15 protein-coding genes are annotated in these 15,931 nt (G+C 70.8%); 5 read left to right on the top strand and 10 right to left on the bottom strand.

Going from position 1 to position 15,931, the window contains the following annotated elements:
* Positions 1 to 185 precede the first annotated feature (185 nt).
* Positions 186 to 1,316, top strand: coding sequence for a 2-aminoethylphosphonate--pyruvate transaminase (locus D2K64_RS05570; RefSeq protein ID WP_120007195.1), 1,131 nt, complete (start codon positions 186 to 188; stop codon positions 1,314 to 1,316).
* 43 nt (positions 1,317 to 1,359) lie between these two features.
* Here the strand turns inward: D2K64_RS05570 and D2K64_RS05575 are convergent, their stop codons facing one another.
* On the bottom strand, positions 1,360 to 2,337 hold the full coding sequence (locus tag D2K64_RS05575; RefSeq protein WP_238384029.1) for a Bug family tripartite tricarboxylate transporter substrate binding protein: 978 nt from the start codon (positions 2,335 to 2,337) through the stop codon (positions 1,360 to 1,362).
* Between the two features lie 26 nt (positions 2,338 to 2,363).
* Positions 2,364 to 3,467 carry a 4-oxalomesaconate tautomerase gene (locus D2K64_RS05580; protein ID WP_120007335.1) on the bottom strand — a complete coding sequence of 368 codons (1,104 nt, stop codon included), beginning with the start codon at positions 3,465 to 3,467 and terminating at the stop codon, positions 2,364 to 2,366.
* Between the two features lie 113 nt (positions 3,468 to 3,580).
* Between D2K64_RS05580 and D2K64_RS05585 the strand changes: the two genes are divergently transcribed.
* Positions 3,581 to 4,474 carry a LysR family transcriptional regulator gene (locus tag D2K64_RS05585; RefSeq protein ID WP_120007197.1) on the top strand — a complete coding sequence of 298 codons (894 nt, stop codon included), beginning with the start codon at positions 3,581 to 3,583 and terminating at the stop codon, positions 4,472 to 4,474.
* Between the two features lie 48 nt (positions 4,475 to 4,522).
* Here the strand turns inward: D2K64_RS05585 and D2K64_RS05590 are convergent, their stop codons facing one another.
* The gene (locus D2K64_RS05590; RefSeq protein WP_238384030.1) at positions 4,523 to 5,194 is read right to left on the bottom strand and encodes an exopolysaccharide biosynthesis protein; all 672 of its coding nucleotides are present in this window, start codon (positions 5,192 to 5,194) and stop codon (positions 4,523 to 4,525) included.
* A gap of 184 nt (positions 5,195 to 5,378) precedes the next feature.
* Here D2K64_RS05590 and D2K64_RS05595 point away from each other — a divergent pair, with 184 nt between their 5' ends.
* Complete coding sequence (locus D2K64_RS05595; RefSeq protein ID WP_120007198.1) at positions 5,379 to 5,996, top strand: DUF1194 domain-containing protein; 618 nt, start codon at positions 5,379 to 5,381, stop codon at positions 5,994 to 5,996.
* A 4-nt stretch (positions 5,997 to 6,000) separates the two neighbouring features.
* On the opposite strand, the gene D2K64_RS05600 is transcribed toward D2K64_RS05595, so the two are convergent.
* The 5 genes from D2K64_RS05600 to D2K64_RS05620 all read right to left on the bottom strand — a co-directional run bounded on the left by D2K64_RS05600 (position 6,001) and on the right by D2K64_RS05620 (position 11,293).
* Positions 6,001 to 7,125, bottom strand: coding sequence for a mechanosensitive ion channel family protein (locus D2K64_RS05600; RefSeq protein ID WP_120007199.1), 1,125 nt, complete (start codon positions 7,123 to 7,125; stop codon positions 6,001 to 6,003).
* 189 nt (positions 7,126 to 7,314) lie between these two features.
* Positions 7,315 to 7,830: a GNAT family N-acetyltransferase gene (locus D2K64_RS05605; protein WP_120007200.1), complete on the bottom strand. Its 516-nt coding sequence runs from the start codon at positions 7,828 to 7,830 to the stop codon at positions 7,315 to 7,317.
* Positions 7,831 to 7,949: 119 nt separating this feature from the next.
* Positions 7,950 to 9,374 carry an esterase-like activity of phytase family protein gene (locus D2K64_RS05610; RefSeq protein WP_238384031.1) on the bottom strand — a complete coding sequence of 475 codons (1,425 nt, stop codon included), beginning with the start codon at positions 9,372 to 9,374 and terminating at the stop codon, positions 7,950 to 7,952.
* Between the two features lie 97 nt (positions 9,375 to 9,471).
* A complete protein-coding gene (locus D2K64_RS05615) occupies positions 9,472 to 10,497 on the bottom strand; it encodes a YihY/virulence factor BrkB family protein (protein WP_120007202.1) in 1,026 nt (341 codons plus the stop codon).
* A 79-nt stretch (positions 10,498 to 10,576) separates the two neighbouring features.
* Positions 10,577 to 11,293 (bottom strand): GNAT family N-acetyltransferase, encoded by a 717-nt coding sequence (locus D2K64_RS05620; protein WP_120007203.1) that lies wholly within the window; start codon positions 11,291 to 11,293, stop codon positions 10,577 to 10,579.
* A gap of 114 nt (positions 11,294 to 11,407) precedes the next feature.
* Between D2K64_RS05620 and D2K64_RS05625 the strand changes: the two genes are divergently transcribed.
* Positions 11,408 to 12,214 carry a ferredoxin--NADP reductase gene (locus D2K64_RS05625; protein ID WP_120007204.1) on the top strand — a complete coding sequence of 269 codons (807 nt, stop codon included), beginning with the start codon at positions 11,408 to 11,410 and terminating at the stop codon, positions 12,212 to 12,214.
* A gap of 35 nt (positions 12,215 to 12,249) precedes the next feature.
* Here the strand turns inward: D2K64_RS05625 and D2K64_RS05630 are convergent, their stop codons facing one another.
* On the bottom strand, positions 12,250 to 13,845 hold the full coding sequence (locus D2K64_RS05630) for a catalase (RefSeq protein WP_120007205.1): 1,596 nt from the start codon (positions 13,843 to 13,845) through the stop codon (positions 12,250 to 12,252).
* 217 nt (positions 13,846 to 14,062) lie between these two features.
* Between D2K64_RS05630 and D2K64_RS05635 the strand changes: the two genes are divergently transcribed.
* Positions 14,063 to 14,419, top strand: coding sequence for a hypothetical protein (locus D2K64_RS05635; RefSeq protein ID WP_157985735.1), 357 nt, complete (start codon positions 14,063 to 14,065; stop codon positions 14,417 to 14,419).
* A 41-nt stretch (positions 14,420 to 14,460) separates the two neighbouring features.
* Here D2K64_RS05635 and D2K64_RS05640 read toward each other — a convergent pair whose 3' ends face one another.
* Complete coding sequence (locus D2K64_RS05640; protein ID WP_120007207.1) at positions 14,461 to 15,894, bottom strand: chlorohydrolase family protein; 1,434 nt, start codon at positions 15,892 to 15,894, stop codon at positions 14,461 to 14,463.
* Positions 15,895 to 15,931: the final 37 nt, after the last annotated feature.

Raw genomic sequence — 15,931 nt, forward strand, 5'->3', positions numbered from 1 at the left:
ACCCGGCCCGGAACGGAACGGAACGCGCCTCGCCGCAAGGTTGAGGCGCGTTTTTCATGTGTGCCTCCTGCCTTTCTTTTGCCAGCCAAAGCAGGCAGCCTGAGGATGGCTGTTTGTGCAGAGGCGCGGGTCGGGCCCGCCGGCTTCCGGATGGCCACCCGAAACGCCTAGCAGGAACATCCGAGATGTTGTTGTTGATACCCGGTCCCGTGCAGACCCGTCCCGAAGTGCGGGCTGCCATGGCGGTGGATATCGCCCCGTGGGACCGCGACTTCTTTCCCGAATACATCGCCATCCGCGAGAAGCTGCGCGACGTGGCCGGCGGCGTGGCCGGCCAGCACGCCTGCCTGCCGCTGCAGGGGGCCGGCCACTTCATCACCGAGGCGGCGATCCGCTCCTTTATCCCGCCTCAGGGGCAGCCCGGCGCCGGCAGGCTGCTGATCCCGATGAACGGCGCCTATGCCGAGCGCATGGCGCGGCTGGCGCGGGAAGCCGGGCGCGCCGTGGTCACGCTTCCCTGCCCGGATACACGCGGCGTGACGCCCGCCGAGATCGCCCTGGCGCTCGCCGCCGACCCGGCGATCTCCCATGTCGGCGTGGTGTATTCGGAAACCGGCAGCGGCATCGTCAATGACGTGCCGGCGATCGGCGCCGTGGTGCGGGAACACGGCCGGCGCATGATCGTCGATGCCGTCTCGGCCTTCGGCGCGCTGCCCTTCGACCTGAAGGCGCAGCCGGAGGTCGACGCGGTGGTGTTCACCTCCAACAAATGCATCGAGGGCCTGCCCGGCCTCGGCTTCGCCATCTGCCCGGTCGAGCGCGTCGAGCAGGCGGCGGGCCAGGCCGGCTCCTGGTCCTTCGACCTGGCCGACGTGTATGCTACGGCGCAGCGCGCCGGCTGGGGCAGCTTCCGCTTCACCCCGCCGGTGCAGGCGCTGCATGCCTTCGGCATCGCGCTCGACATCTTCCTGGCCGAGGGCGGGCAGCCGGCGCGCCTCGCCCGCTACCGCGAGAATTGCCGCATCCTGTACGAGGGCGGCCGCGCGCTGGGGCTGAAGCCCTATCTCGACTGGAAGCAGCAGGGGCCGATCATCGCGCTGTTCCACCAGCCGGAGCATCCGGGCTTCGGGCTTCAGCGCTTCGTCGACGCGCTGAAGCGGCGCGGCGTGCTGATCAGCAATTTCCACAACACGGTGGAGCCGACCTTCCGCATCGGCTGCATCGGCCATGTGGGGCCGGACGAGATCCGCTTCGCGCTCGGCGCCATGCGCGGCGCGCTGGATGAGCTGGGCGTGCGGCGGCGCGACGCCGCCTGAGGCGGCCGGGGTGGCGCCACGCCACCCCGGGGCGCGGCGGCCCTCAGTCCACCGCGATCCTGGCGTCGCTGACCAGCCTGGCCCAGCGCAACCGCTCCTCGCCCATGAACCGGCCGAGCGCGGTGCCGCCCATGCGGGACGGCTCGGCGCCTTCCTCGCGCAGGCGGCGGGCCACCTCCTCGGTGGTCAGGCTGTCGGCGATGGCGGCCTCCAGCCGGGCGCGGATCGGGGCGGGCGTGCCCCTGGGCGCCAGGATGCCGTACCAGGCGGAGGCGCGGTAGCCGGGCAGGGCAGCCTCGGCCACGGTGGGCACCTCCGGCAGGGCGGCGATGCGGTGTTCGCCGGTCACCGCCAGCGGCCGCACCAGCTCGCCCTGGATCAGCGCGACCACGGATGGCAGGGTGGTGATCATGAAGGGGATGTGCCCCGCCACCACGTCGTTCAGCGCGGGGCCGGCGCCGCGGAAGGGCAGGTGCTCCGCCTCGATCCCCGCCATCTGGAACATCAGCGCCGCGGCCAGATGGCTGGCCGAGCCGTTGGAGGCGGACGCATAGGCGAAGGCTCCCTTGGCCGCCTTGGCCTCGGCCAGCAGCGCCGTCAGATCGCGCGCCTGGCTGCCGGGGCCGGCGACCGCCACCAGCGGGGCGTCCGCCAGCAGGGCCACCGGGTCTAGCGTTTGCAGCGGGTCGAAGCGCATGTTGGGAAACAGCGACTGGTTCACCGTCATCGGCCCCTGATTGCCGACCAGCAGGGTGTAGCCATCCGGCTTGGCCCCGGCGACCTGGTCGGTGGCCAGGTTGCCGCCGGCACCCGGCTTGTTCTCCACCACCACCGCCTGGCCCAGCACGGCCTGCAGCCGCGCCGCCACCACGCGGGCCACGTTGTCCGTGCCGCCGCCCGGGGCATAGGCCACCAGCAACCGGATGGGGCGGGTGGGCCATGCTTCATCCGCCTGTGCCGCGAGCGGCAGGCTGGCGAAGGGTGCGGCGGCGAGGGCTTGCAGCAGGCTGCGGCGATGCATGGCGGGACGTTCCTTGTTATGGGGGTTCATTCGGCGGCGAGGCGCGGTGCCGCCGCCTCGGCCAGGCCCTGGGCCGGCAGCAGCAGGTGGCCCTCGAAGATGCGGCGGGCGGTGCGCAGCACGCTGGCCCAGCGCACCGCCTCCCCCTCCATCCCGAGGCCGATCTCCAGCACTCCGGCGGGGTGGGCGATGCGCACGCCAGCTACCCCGGCGCCCTCGTCCGACGTGGCGAGTTCGAAGGCGACGGTGCCGGGCGTGCGCGCGGCGACCGCCAGGGTGATGCCGCCGGTCACCGCCATGGCGCGGTGCACCGCGTGCGGCGTCAGGTAGCGGGCGGTGAGGGTGGCGCCGTCCCGCCCCGGGCCGAGCAGGGCCGGCTTCGGGATCACGCTGTTCGCCACCGCGCCGAGGCCCATGCGCCGGCCGGCTTCCAGCCGCAGCGCCTCGATCCGCCCCAGCAGGGCGGCATCGGCCTCGATCGCCTCGGGCGCCAGGGCGGCATCGATGTTGAGGCTGGCGGCAGCCACCAGCAGCATCGGCATGGCGCCGTCCACCAGCGTAACGTCCAGCCCATCGATCAACTCCCGCCGCAGGCCGGAGGGAAACAACCGCCCGGTCTTGCTGCCGGCCACGTCGCAGAAGCGCAGCGCGACCGGCGCGGCGGTGCCGGACACGCCGGGGATGCTGGCCGCGCCCTCATAGGTCACCTGGCCGTCCGGGGTCTGCACCACCGCTTCCACCCGCGCGCCGGTGTTGCGGTTGCGGATGCGCACGATCGTGCTGGGGTGGCGCGGCGTCACCAGGCCGCATTCCAGCGCGAAGGGCCCAACGCCGGCCAGCATGTTGCCGCAATTGGGGCGGGTATCGACGGTGCGGCGCTCCACCGAGACCTGCGCGAACAGGTATTCCACGTCGATGTCGGGCTCGGCCGAGGGGCCGATGATCGCCACCTTGCTGGTCAGGCTGTTGCCGCCGCCGATGCCGTCGATCTGCAGGGGATGCGGCGAGCCGAGCGCCGCCAGCAGCCATTCGTCGCGCCGCGCCGGATCGGCGGGCAGGTGGCCGGCCAGAAAGAACGGGCCACGGCTGGTGCCGGCGCGCATCAGAATGCAGGGCAGGCGGATCGGCATCGGCGTCTCCAGTGCGGTGGCGGTTTGTTGCCGCGAGTTCTGCGCCCGCACCAGATCTTGCTGAAGTGCAAAGATCGGCAGAATTCTTGCGTCCGACGCAAGAAGGCCCAGTCATGCCGATCGACCTCGACCAGCTCCGCACCTTTGTCGCCGTGGCGGAAGCCGCAAGCCTGACCCGCGCGACGGAGGTGCTGCACCTGTCGCTGCCGGCGGTGTCGCGGCGCTTATCGGCGCTGGAGGAGGAACTCGGCGTGGCGCTGCTGTCGCGCTCGACGCGGCGCGTGGCGCTGACGCAGACGGGGCGCGAATTCCTGCCGCGCGCCCGGCGCCTGCTCGACGAGCTGGAGGAAAGCCTGCTCGGCATCCGGGAAACCGCGGCGCGGCGCCGCGGCCTCGTCACCATCGCCTGCATCCCGACGGCGGCGTATTATTTCCTGCCGGCGACGCTGGCCGATTTCGCGCGGCGCTTTCCGGCGGTGCGGGTGCGGGTGATGGACCTGTCGGCGGACGGCGTCATCGACGCGGTGGCCACCGGCGGCGTCGAGTTCGGCATCGGCATGGAAGGCGCCGGCCATCCGGAGGTGGAGTTCCGCCCGCTGCGGCGCGATCCCTTTGTGCTGGCCTGCCGGCGCGACCATCCGCTGGCGCGCCGCCGGAGCCTGCGCTGGGCCGACCTGGCGGAGGAGAAGCTGGTCGGCGTGTCGCGCCGGTCCGGCAACCGGCTGATCCTGGACCGCGCCCTGCTGCCGCTCGGCATCCAGCCCAACTGGCGCTACGAGGCGGAACACCTGTCCACCAGTCTCGGCCTAGTGGAAGCCGGGCTCGGCGTCGCGGTGGTGCCGCGCCTCGCCCTGCCGCGCGGGCCGCATCCGGTGCTGGTGGCGCGGCGGCTGGAGGAACCGCGCATCGAGCGGGCGACCGGGGTGGTGTTCCGGCGCGGCTCGGCGCCCGGGCCGGCGGCGCGCGCGCTGCTCGACCTGCTGGAGCGGCGCATGGCGGCCGGATGAGGCGCCGGTCGCCCGCGGCCGGCGGTCAGCCGGTTGCGCCGCCGCGTCTCAGAAGATGAACCCCACCGCCTGCCAGCCGAACCAGCACAGCGCCACCAGCACGCCGGCGGCGAACAGGCATCCGGCGGCGGTCACCGCCATGCCGATGCCGGTGACGCGGCTGTCCTGCTCCACCACCCCGAGGGCCATGATGATGGTGCCGAAGGCCGGCGGGCCGTTGGTGCCGGGGCCGGGCAGGATCAGCATCGCCGCCGCCAGCACCGTCAGCCAGCCGACCAGCCGCTCCCCCGCCGGCTCGATGAACCAGCCGGACCGGGGGCGCACGAAGCGCTCCACCAGGCTCAACCCGCGCGAGGACGCGTTGGCCAGCCGCAGCAGGTCGGAGCGCTTCACCGTGCGGTCGGCCAGGAAGCGCGGCAGGGTCGGGCGGGTGCGGCCGAGGCCCATCTGCACGCCCAGGATCAGCATCGGCAGGCCGAACACGCTGGCCATGCCGGGCAGCAGGCTGGGCAGGCAGAGCAGCAGGATCAGCAGGCCGAAGGCGCGCTCGCCAAAGGCTTCCGCCATCTCGCCCAGCGAGATCCGCTCACCCGGAAAGGTGTTGGCGACCTCGGCGATGATGCGGGTGATCGGGGCGGCGGCGGGACCAGGCGGCCGGGGGCCGGGCGTGAACTGGTCCATCGTGGCGTCCGGCGGGGCGGTGCCGGTTCGTCCGTCCATTATCCATCCTTAACAGCAGTCGCGGCCGGTTGAGCCAAACCTTACGGGAAAGTCAGGAAAGCGGGAGGTGAGGGCCAGGCACCGGCGCTTCAATGCCGGACAAGCTGGAAGGGTGCATTTTCCACCCTTCCCCACCGCGGAAGCGCATCCTAACCGTTGCCGCGGCGAAGTGGGAGAAGAATGCATGCAGCCGGTGGATCTGGCGCTCTGCCTCGCGGTGGACGTCTCGGCCAGCGTGGACTTCGCCGAGTTCGGGCTGATGATCGGCGGCCTGGCCGGCGCCTTCCGCGAGCCGGACATCGCCCGCGCCTGCGCCGCCGGGCCACGCGGCGCGGTGGCGGTGGCGGTGGTGTTCTGGTCCTCGGCGCAGGAGGTGGCGGTGCCCTGGGCGCGGCTGGACGGCCTGGCCGCGGCCACGGCCCTGGCGGACGCGATCGACAATGCGCCGCGCCTGCCGCAGCCCGGCGCCACCGCGCTGGGACCGGGCATGGCGGCCGGGCTGGCGCTGCTCGGCCGCTGCCCGGCCGAGGCGGGCCGGCTGGTGCTGGATGTCTCGGGGGATGGCGCGCACAACCAGGGCCGCGCGCCGGCGCCGGTGCGCGACCTGGGCGTGGCCGCCGGCGTCACCCTCAACGCCCTGGCGGTGCTGAACGAGGAGCCGGATCTGCTGTCGCATTACGAGGCCGAGGTGATCGGCGGCCCCGGCGCCTTTGCCATGAGCTGCGCCGATTACGCCGCTTTCGCCGAGGCCATCCGCCGCAAGCTGCGGCGGGAAATCGGCGGCGGCGGGCTGGTGGCCTGAGGTCCTACTCGGCGGCCAGGGCGTCGTCGGCCCAGGCGGCGTCCTTGGGCAGGCGGCGGATCTCGGCGCGCTGGCGCGGCAGCGCGCCGGGATGCTCGGCCTGCAGCCACGCGATCATCTTCTCGCGCACCTCGCAGCGCAGGTCGAAGGTGCGGCCAGCATTGCGGGCGGACACCAGCATGCGGACCTGCATGGTCTCCGGGCTGAAATCGGTGACCTGCAGGTTCACCACCTGCCGGTCCCATAGCCGGGATTCGCGGGCGACCTCCTCCAGCTTGTGCCGCATGGCGCCGATCGGCGCGGAATAATCGACGTAGAGCATCACCGTGCCGATCAGGGAGGAGCTTTCGCGCGTCCAGTTCTGGAACGGTTTCTCGATAAAATACGACAAGGGCAGCACCATCCGCCGCCAGTCCCACAGCCGCACCACGACATAGGTGGCGGTGATCTCCTCCACATTGCCCCATTCGCCTTCCACGATCACCGCGTCCTCCAACCGGATCGGCTGGGTGACGGCGAGCTGGATGCCGGCCACCAAATTCTTCAGCAGCGGCTGCAGCGCGAGGCCGAGCACGATGCCGGCGGCGCCGGCCGAGGCCAGCAGGGACACCCCGTATTGCCGCACCCCGTCGAAGGTCATCAGCGCGACCGAGGCGGTGATCAGCACGATCAGCACGTTGGCCACCCGCTTCAGGATGCGCGACTGGGTGGTGTGCTTGCGGGCGAGGAGGTTGTCCTCCGAATCCAGCTTGAACCGGCGGAGGTAGATGGTGGTCCAGATGTGCAGCGCGGTCAGCGCCACCCAGCCCACCAGGCAGATGAAGCAGATCGCCAGGGCGTGCCGCACCACCCCGGCCTGGCCGGTGGTCAGCGGCGCGATGGTGGCGCCCACGCTCAGCGCCACCACGATCAGCCCGAGCCGCACCGGCCCTTCGGTTCGCTGCACCAGGGAGCGCCAGAACAGCTCGCGGTCCTGCACCAGGCGGTTCAGGATGCGGAAGATCACGCGATAGGCCAGCAGGGCCGGCAGCAGCGACACGGCCAGCACCGCCAGGCTGAGCAGCCAGTCCGGCAGCCAGGTCACCGAGGCGACCACATCCCGCGCGGTTTCGTCGAATTGGTCGAGCAAGCGCTCCTCCCTTTCGCCAGGAACCTCGGATCAGGGGCAAATGGGGCGGCGGCGGCATTTTTGCACCGCAGCAACTCAGTTCGCCGAACAGGAGAGGCTGCGCCCGCCGGCGGTCGCGGCCGGATGGAACGCCGCCGCGCCAGGCTCCACACGCCGCCAGGGACGGCGCGGCGTGCCGCCCGGAGAGGCTCAGGGAAGGCTGCGGTCGGCCGCGCCCAGTCCGCGCTGCATCTGCACCACATCCAGCCAGCGGCCGAATTTCAGCCCCGCCGCGCGCAGGATGCCCACCTGCCGGAAGCCGAGCGACAGGTGCAGGCCGATCGAGCCTACATTCTCCGAATCGCCGATGATGGCGAAGATCTGCCGGTAGCCGGCCGCTTCCGCCCGCTGCAGCAGGGCGGCCACCAGCGACTTGCCGAGGCCCTGGCCATGCACGTCGTGGCGGACATAGATCGAATCCTCGGCCGAGTAGCGATAGGCCGCGCGGTCGCGCAGCGGCGCGAAATAGGCGAAGCCCACCACCCCCTCGGCTTCCTCGGCCACCAGCCAGGCGCAGCCCTTCTCCCGGATGCGGGCGAGGCGGTCGGCCATCTCCGCCTCGCTGGGCGGCACCTCCTCGAAGGTGCCGGTGCCGTGCAGGACGTGATGGGCGTAGATCGCGGTGATCGCCGGCAGATCGGCAGGGGTCGCGTCACGCAGCGGCATGCAGTCGGTCTCCACCAGGTTTGCCCTTTCAGGGGTAGGCGCGGCGGCGGCGAACGGCAAGCCGTCAGCGGCCGCGCCCTCCGCCGGACCGGCGCGGGCGCGGCCGCCGCAGCGGGGCCTCAGCGCGTGCGCAGCAGGTCCGGCACGTGCAGCAGGATCAGCTCATTGTCATCGGCGCGGGCCAGGTGGCGGCCGGCGGAGAAGGGCAGGTTGTTGTCATTGCCGACGATGATGTGCTCGGCATCCACCACCGCCACGTCCTCGATGGTGAAGAAGGGAAAGGTGAAGCGCTCCTTCGGCACGGCGGCGGCGCGGTCGCCGTTCTGGCGCGACAGCCCCTCGGGGTCGCGGATGTCGAGCAGGTCGAGATGCGCCAGCTTGCGCACGAAGCCCTCGGCATCGGGCGCGCCAAGATCCACCAGCGAGATGCGCTTCACCCTGGCCGGGGCGGGAAAGCAGCCCGGCGGGTTCCGGCCCTGTTGTCCCTCGGCCGCACAGGCGAGGGAGGCGTCGCCCTCGCCATTGTCGCGCTCGATGATCAGGGCGCGGCGCTCATCCACCATGTTGAAGTCGCCGATGGCGGTGACGCCCGGCTCCAGCCGCAGCTTCAGCGAACGGCCGGTCCAGTCGCCCCGGGCGGTGTCGAACTCCAGCATGCGCAGGAAGCCGCCTTCGGCCTGGTCGCTGTTCGCGTTGAACAACGGCTGCTCCAGCAACGCCCAGAGGCGGGAGCCGTCCGGCACCATCGCCATCCCCTCGTAGCCGCCCGAGCGGCGGACGCGGAAATCGGTGCCGGCGGTGGGCGTGGCGCCGACGAACAGGGCCGGGTGGTCGGGGCTGCGCAGCACCTGACCGTCGAGTCGGCTCTCCACCACCTGCTGCACGCGGCCCTCGGCATCGACGCGGATCAGGAAGGGGCCGAATTCCTCCCCGATCCAGAAGCCGGAGCCGTCGGGGAGGGGCTGGATGCTCTCGGGGTCGAAATCCGCCCCGGTGAGGTAGCGCTCGGCGGTGCCCTCATGGGCGATGCGGAACGGCACGCGGCGGTTCGGGTCGGACAGGAACACCGTCCGCTCCACCGCCACCTGCCCGCCCTGCGAGCCGGTCCGGAAGTCGGGGCGGATCTTGTGGAACATCAGCAGCGCGTCGCCGCTGTTGCGCTTGTTGCCGAAGCCGTTGTCGGTCAGCACCCAGAAGGCGCCCTGTTCCCCGTGAACCGGCTTGATGCCGGAGAAGCCCTGCACCGGCTGGCCGATGAAGGGCAGAGAGATGCCGGTCGGCCGGCCCGCAGGCGCCGGGGCGGTGGTGCCAGGGATGCTGCCCGGCCGGTCCTGCCGCGCGGCGGCGGTGAACTTGCCGGACACCAGGGCATCACGCGGCGCGTCGGCCGGCGGCAGGGTCATGGAGAAGGCGGGCAGGATGGCGTGGCCGGCCAGCCGGGCCTCGACCTTGCGGTCGGTTGCGGCGCCGCCGGGAGCCGGCTGGGCGAGGGAAGCGCCGCCCAGCCCGATCAGGGCGGTGGCGGCCAGCAACAAGGTGCGCATGAGGTCCATCTTTCCGTGCTGCCCCGTGCGGGGCGATGGGATGCGCTGTTACGGAGGCGGTGTTGCGGCCGCTTGACGGTTGCGTGACGAAACCGCGTCAGCGGGCGCGTGCCACCGTGTCCGCCATCCGCGCGCCGCGCTGGCCGAGCCTCACCTCCGGCCCCGTGGTGCTGTCGCGCGCCGTCTGGTGCTCCATCTCGGCGTTCAGCTCGGCGCCGAGCAGCACCACCATGGAGGACAGCCAGATCCAGGTCATGAAGCCGATCACCGCGCCGAGGGAGCCATAGGTCGCGTCGTAGTTGCTGAACCGGCTGACATAGATCGAGAAGCCGGAGGAGATGATGACCCACAGCACCGCCGCGACCATGCCGCCCCAGCTGACCCAGCGCCAGCGTGCCCGTTCGCGGCTCGGGCCGTAGCGGTACAGCACCGCCAGCAGGCCGGTGATGATGGCCAGCAGCAGCGGCCAGCGCGACAGCCGCAGCAGCAGCTCGGTGGAGCCGCCGAGGCCCACGAAGTTCAGGGCCACAGGCAGGCCGACCACGGCGGCCAGCGCCAGCATCATGAACACCAGCGCGCCCAGGGTGAAGGTCAGGGTCACCACCGTCAGCTTGACGAAGGAGCGCTTCTCCTTCTCCTCGTAGACGATGTTCAGCGCGTCGAACATCGCCTTGGTGCCCTGATTGGCGGACCACAGCGCCACCAGCAGGCCGGTGATGGCGCCGAAGCCGAGCGCGCTCTTCTCCCCGGTGGTGAGGCGGACCAGCTGCTCGTCGATCAGCCGCATGCCGCTGTCCGGCACGAACCCGGAGAGCAGCTGCAGGTGCTTGCTGACGATCTGCGGGTCCGCCACCAGCCCGTAGAGTGACACCAGGGCGGTGATCGCCGGGAAGATCGACAGCAGCGAGTAGAACGTGATGCCGGCCGCCTCGGTCATCACCCGGTCGTTGTAGGCCTCGATGAAGGTGCGCTTGATGATGCTCCACCAGCCGCTCGCCGGGATCTGCGAGGGATGGGTGGCGCCCCGGCCCAGCTCCGCGGCCCTGGGCGGCGGCTCCGGCAAGGTGCCCTTTGCGGCCCGGATGGTTTCGCGGACCTGATGCAGCCTCTCGGTCTGGGACATGGAGAGATCCTGGGATTTTCCTGGAGGGCGGTCGTTGCGGAAGGGCTCTGGCGTTACAACGAACGACCCCAGGCCTGGGTTACGCTTGCCCTTGCCGGAGGCTGCGGCGGGCGATCCCGCGATGGTCGAAATTCTCCTCGGCCAGCCAGGCAGCGATGGCGTCGCGGCGGGACGGCCATTCATCCTCCAGGATCGAGAACCAGGCAGTGTCGCGCCGCCGCCCCTTCACCACCAGATGCGCCCGGTGCTCGCCCTCAGGGACGAAGCCGAGGCGCGCGGCGGCCCGGCGGGACGGGGCGTTCAGCGCGTTGCACTTCCACACCAGCCGGCGGTAGCCGAGATCGTCCATGGCGTGCCGCATCAGCAGGAACATCGCCTCGGTGGCGGCGCGCGAGCGCTGCATGCGGGGGGAGAACCAGATGTTGCCCAGCTCGATCGCGGCATGGGCCGGCTGGATCTCCATCAGCGTCAGCCAGCCGAGCGCCCGACCGGAAATATGCGGCCGCACCGCCCAGGCGATCGGGTCGTGCGTGGTGGCGAAGCCGCCCAGGAAGCGGCGGAAGGCGGCGGGGTCGGGAAACGGGCCGTAGCCCATATAGGCCCAGCTGTCGTCGGCGCCCTGCACCGCCTGCCACAGCTCCTCCGCGTGGCGGAGGCCGAGCGGCTCCAGCGTCACTGCGGCACCGCGATGCGGTACCCGCGCCGGCAGCGGCCGCGGCGTCGGGTCCACCTCCGGCCCGACCGGCAGGAGGGACAGGGATGCGGGCTCGGCGGTGGCGTCGGATGGCTTGCTCATGATAGGCGAAGGCTCACCGCAACTGCGGCCGCATGCAAGCCGTGTCATGGTCCTGCCCCTGCCCCTGGGCCTCCGTGACTTGCCCGGCGCCCTGAGAAGGCCATTTCTTCGCCGATGAACGCCGAAACCCGACCCGCTTGGAAATCCGCCCACCCGGCCTATTCCACCGAAACGGTGGAGCAGGTGCATCATTGGACGGATCGCCTGTTCTCGTTCCGCTGCACCCGCAACCCGAGCCTGCGCTTCACCGCCGGGCAATTCGTGATGCTGGGGCTGACGGTGGACGGCAAGCCGCTGGTGCGCGCTTATTCCGTGGCCTCGCCGCCCTGGGACGAGGGGCTGGAATTCCTGTCGATCAAGGTGCAGGACGGGCCGCTGACCAGCCGGCTGCAGCACATCCGCCCGGGCGACGAGGTGCTGGTGGGCCGCAAATCGGTCGGCACGCTGGTGATGGACGCGCTGCTGCCGGGCCGGACGCTGTGGCTCTACGGCACCGGCACCGGCCTCGCCCCCTTTCTGTCGCTGATCCGCGAGCCCGAGGTGTATGACCGGTTCAAGCGCGTGGTGCTGCTGCACGGCGTGCGCGAGGTCAAGGAGCTGGCCTATGCCGAGATGATCGAGGCGCTGCCGCGGGACGAGGTGCTGGGCGAGCTGGTGGCCGGCAAGCTGCTCTACTACCCCACCGTGACGCGGCAGCCGTTCCGCAACCAGGGCCGCGTCACCGACCTGATCCGCTCCGGCAAGCTGTTCGGCGATCTTGGCCTGCCCGCCTTCAACCCGGCGGAGGACCGCGTCATGCTGTGTGGCAGCCCCGAGATGCTGGCCGAAACCAAGGGCCTGCTGGAAGGCATGGGGTTCGAGGAAGGCGCCAACAGCCGCCCCGGCCATTACGTGATCGAGAAGGCCTTCGTGGAGAAGTAACTGCCGCGGGAGGGGCGGCGCCCCTCCCGCGATCCTCAGTTCGCCGCCTGGCTCTGCGGGCCTTCTTCCGCCTTGCCGCTGCTGTAGGTCGGTCCCTGCCGCTTCTCGCCCGGTGCCGGGCGGTTCGGCAGCGGCGGCAGCGCCAGCGCCTTCTGCAGGTCGATCCCGGCGCCTTCCGCGACGCGGCGGCCGTAATCCTCGTCGCAATGCCACCAATGCCAGATCATGCGCAGCGCGATCGGCTCGGGGCATTCCTTCATGTCGGCGACCATGTTGGCGATCAGGTCGTCGCGCTCCCAATCCTCGAAGGAGCGGTAGCGGTCGCCGGCCTGCTTGTAGTCGTCGGTGGTGCGGGTGGTCTGGTAGCGGCCGAGATGGCCTTCCACCCACTGGTGGTATTCCCGGGCCGGCTTCGGCGCTTCCTGCAGCCCGCCCATCATGCTGGGCTCGTAGTTGACGTGCTTGTTCTGGCCGCCGCGGTCCACGTGATAGGCCATCATGCCGTCGCGCTGGTTGGTGTGGGCGCGGGCCTGTTCCTGCGGCGCGTTGATCGGCAGCTGCAGGTAGTTGGCGCCGACCCGGTAGCGCTGCGTGTCCGAGTAGGACAGGGTGCGGCCCTGCAGCATCTTGTCGTCCGAGAAATCGATGCCGTCCACCAGCACGCCGGTGCCGAAGGCGGATTGCTCGACCTCGGCGAAGAAGTCGTCCGGCGCGCGGTTCAGCACCATGCGGCCCACCGGCAGCAGCGGGAACTGGTCCTCCGGCCAGCGTTTGGTGTCGTCCAGCGGGTCGAAATCCAGCTCGTCATGCGGATCGTCCGACATCAGCTGCACGCAGAATTCCCATTCCGGGTATTCGCCGCGCTCGATGGCGTCGTACAGGTCGCGGGTGGCGTGGCCGGTGTCCTTGGCCTGCAGCTCCGCCGCCTGCTGGCTGGTCAGGTTGCGCACGCCCTGCTTCGGCACCCAGCTGAACTTCGCCAGATGCGCGATGCCCTGGTCGTTAACCAGCTTGTAGGTGTTGACCGAGGAGCCTTCCATCTGCCGGTAATTGGCCGGGATGCCCCAGGGGCTCTTGACCCAGGTGACCATGTGCAGCGCCTCGGGGTGGTGCGCCACGAAGTCGTAGAAGCGCCAGGCTTCCTGCCGGTTGGTCACCGGGTCCGGCTTGAAGGCGTGGATCATGTCCGGGAACTTGATGGCGTCGCGGATGAAGAAGATCCGCAGGTTGTTGCCCACCAGGTCCCAGTTGCCGTCCACGGTCTTGAACTTGACCGCGAAGCCGCGCGGGTCGCGCGCCGTCTCGGGGCTGTCCTTGGCGCCGATCACGGTGGAGAAGCGCACGAAGAGCGGCGTCTGCACGCCCGTCTCGGTCAGCACGCGGGCCTTGGTGTACTTGGCCGCGGGCTCGTCGCCGATCTTGCCATAGGCCTCGAAATAGCCGTGCGCGCCGGCACCACGCGCATGCACCACGCGCTCCGGGATGCGCTCCCGGTCGAAATGCGTGATCTTCTCGATGAACTGGTAATTCTCAAGCGTCGCCGGGCCCCGCTCGCCAACGCTGCGCAGGCTCTGATTGTCGTAGACAGGATGGCCCTGCCGCGTCGTCAGCACCTTGTGGTCTTCTGCCATTCTGGTGTTGTCCCTTTTTTCGGTAGGGGTTTCTGCCTGAAACAACGGCCGAGTGCGGGATCGGTTCCCGTTCTCCCCGGCCGGTGGCCCTGGTTGCAGGGGCAACCCGGCAGGCCCGCTACACTTGGTTGCTGAGCGTGCGACACGGTGACATGCCGCAGCCCTACATGTGTGGGGCTCCGGGGCCTCCCGGACAACAGAAAAAGGGGATCAAGAGATGCGTAGATGGCTGATGCTGGGGGTGGGTGCCGCGTTCCTGGGAACCGCAGGCTTGGCCGCGGCGCAGCCCGCTCCCCCGGCGCCCCCCGGCGCGGAGGCCGCCCGCCCGGCACCCAGCGGCCCCGCACCCGGCGGCCCGGACGGCGCGCCGCATCGTGGCCCGGGCGGACGCGACGGGATGCGCGGCCCGCACGGCATGATGCATGGCCGGCATCATGCGCCGCCGGGCGCCAGCTTCGCCTTTCGCCGCGGCGACACCATGGTGCGGATCCAGTGCTCCGACCGGGAGCCGGTGCAGGCCTGCGTCGAGGCGGCCAACGCCTTGTTCGACAAGTTCAACGCCGCGCCGCGCTGAACCGCCGGGCCGGGGGGAGGGCGGAAGCGCCCCCCCCGCGCTCAGCCCGCAAAGGCGGGAAAGGAGGAGGGCGAGAGCCGTTCGATGTCGCGCCCGGCCCAGTCGCGGCGCTGCATGCCGTCCCACATCGCCTGCGCCCCCTCCTGCACCGCGCGGCCCAGCGCCACCGGGTCATAGCCCGGCACGGCGCCGTTCTGCATCACCACCCGCCCGTCGATGATGGAGGTGTCGAGGTCCTCGGCGGTGGCGGAGAAGACCAGGTTGCGGATCGGGTCGCGCAGCGGCGTCATGAACAGGCTGTCGGTGCGCCACAGCAGCAGGTCGGCCTTGGCCCCCGGCGCGATGCGGCCGAGGTCGTCGCGGCCCAGCGCGCGGGCCCCGTTCAGCGTCGCGGCGTTGAACACGTCGGCCGCCGTGGCCACCTGGGTTTGCCGGTCCTGGATCTTGCTGACCACGGAGGTCCAGCGCATCGCCTCGATCATGCTCTGCGGGCAGGTATCGGTGGCAATGGTCATGTTGACGCCGCGCGCCTGGTAGCGGGCGAAGCTTTCCATGGCGATGCCGCGCCGGGCGAACACCCACACCGCATGCGCCACATTGGCGCCGCTGTCGGCCAGGATGCCGACATCGTCGGCCTGGTAGTTGGCCCAGGAGCTTTCGCCCGGGATGATGCAGTGGCCAAGGATGCAGCGCTCCGACAGGAAGCCGATGTCGCGCAGCCACTCGATCGGCGTGCAGCCGTGCCGGCGGGTCATCTCGTGGAATTCGGGCACGGATTGCGAGACGTGCAGCGCCAGCGGAACCTTCATCGCCCTCGCCGCCTCGGCCGAGCGGCGCAGCAGCGCCTCGGAACAGGTATCCACCTGCATCGGCGTCAGGAAGCCCTTGATGCGCCCGTTCTCGCGCCCATCGACGCGCTCGATGAAGTCGATGGCGGCGTCCATGGCACCGACGCCGTCATCTTCCGACCATTCGTAATCGACGGTGCGGCCATTGGCGGTGAACCAGCGCCCCGAGCGGTAGCCCTGGCCGATATAGGCGCGGAGGCCGCAGCGCGCCGCGTGCTCGGCCACCACGTCGCCGTGCCAGCCGATCTCCATGATGGTGGTGGTGCCGGTGCGCAGCAGCTCGGGCATGGAATAGGCGATGGCGGCGCGCCGCGCCGCCTCGGTGATGGCGCCGTCGCGGGCGGACAGGAACTCGAACAATCCGGACAGGTAGAACTGCCGCGGCCCGCGATCCTCGACGAAGCTCTTGTCCAGCGGCGACTCGGACAGGTGCGCGTGGGTGTTGATGAAGCCCGGCGTCACCAGCCGGTCACCGGCCTCGATCGTGCTGTCCACCGCGCCGTCGAAATCGCGCCCGACATGCAGGATGCGGTCATCCTCCAGCACCACCACGCCGTCCTTCAGGTGCCGGTGCCCGCCATCCTGGAAGGCGATGATGTGGGCGGCGCGGATCAGGGTGCGAGGCATGCGGCGGAGCTCCGGCTGTGTCGCGCCCAGCCTTCGG

Origin of the sequence: Teichococcus vastitatis (assembly GCF_003604215.1) — a bacterium.
GTDB classification, from domain to species: Bacteria; Pseudomonadota; Alphaproteobacteria; order Acetobacterales; family Acetobacteraceae; genus Pseudoroseomonas; species Pseudoroseomonas vastitatis.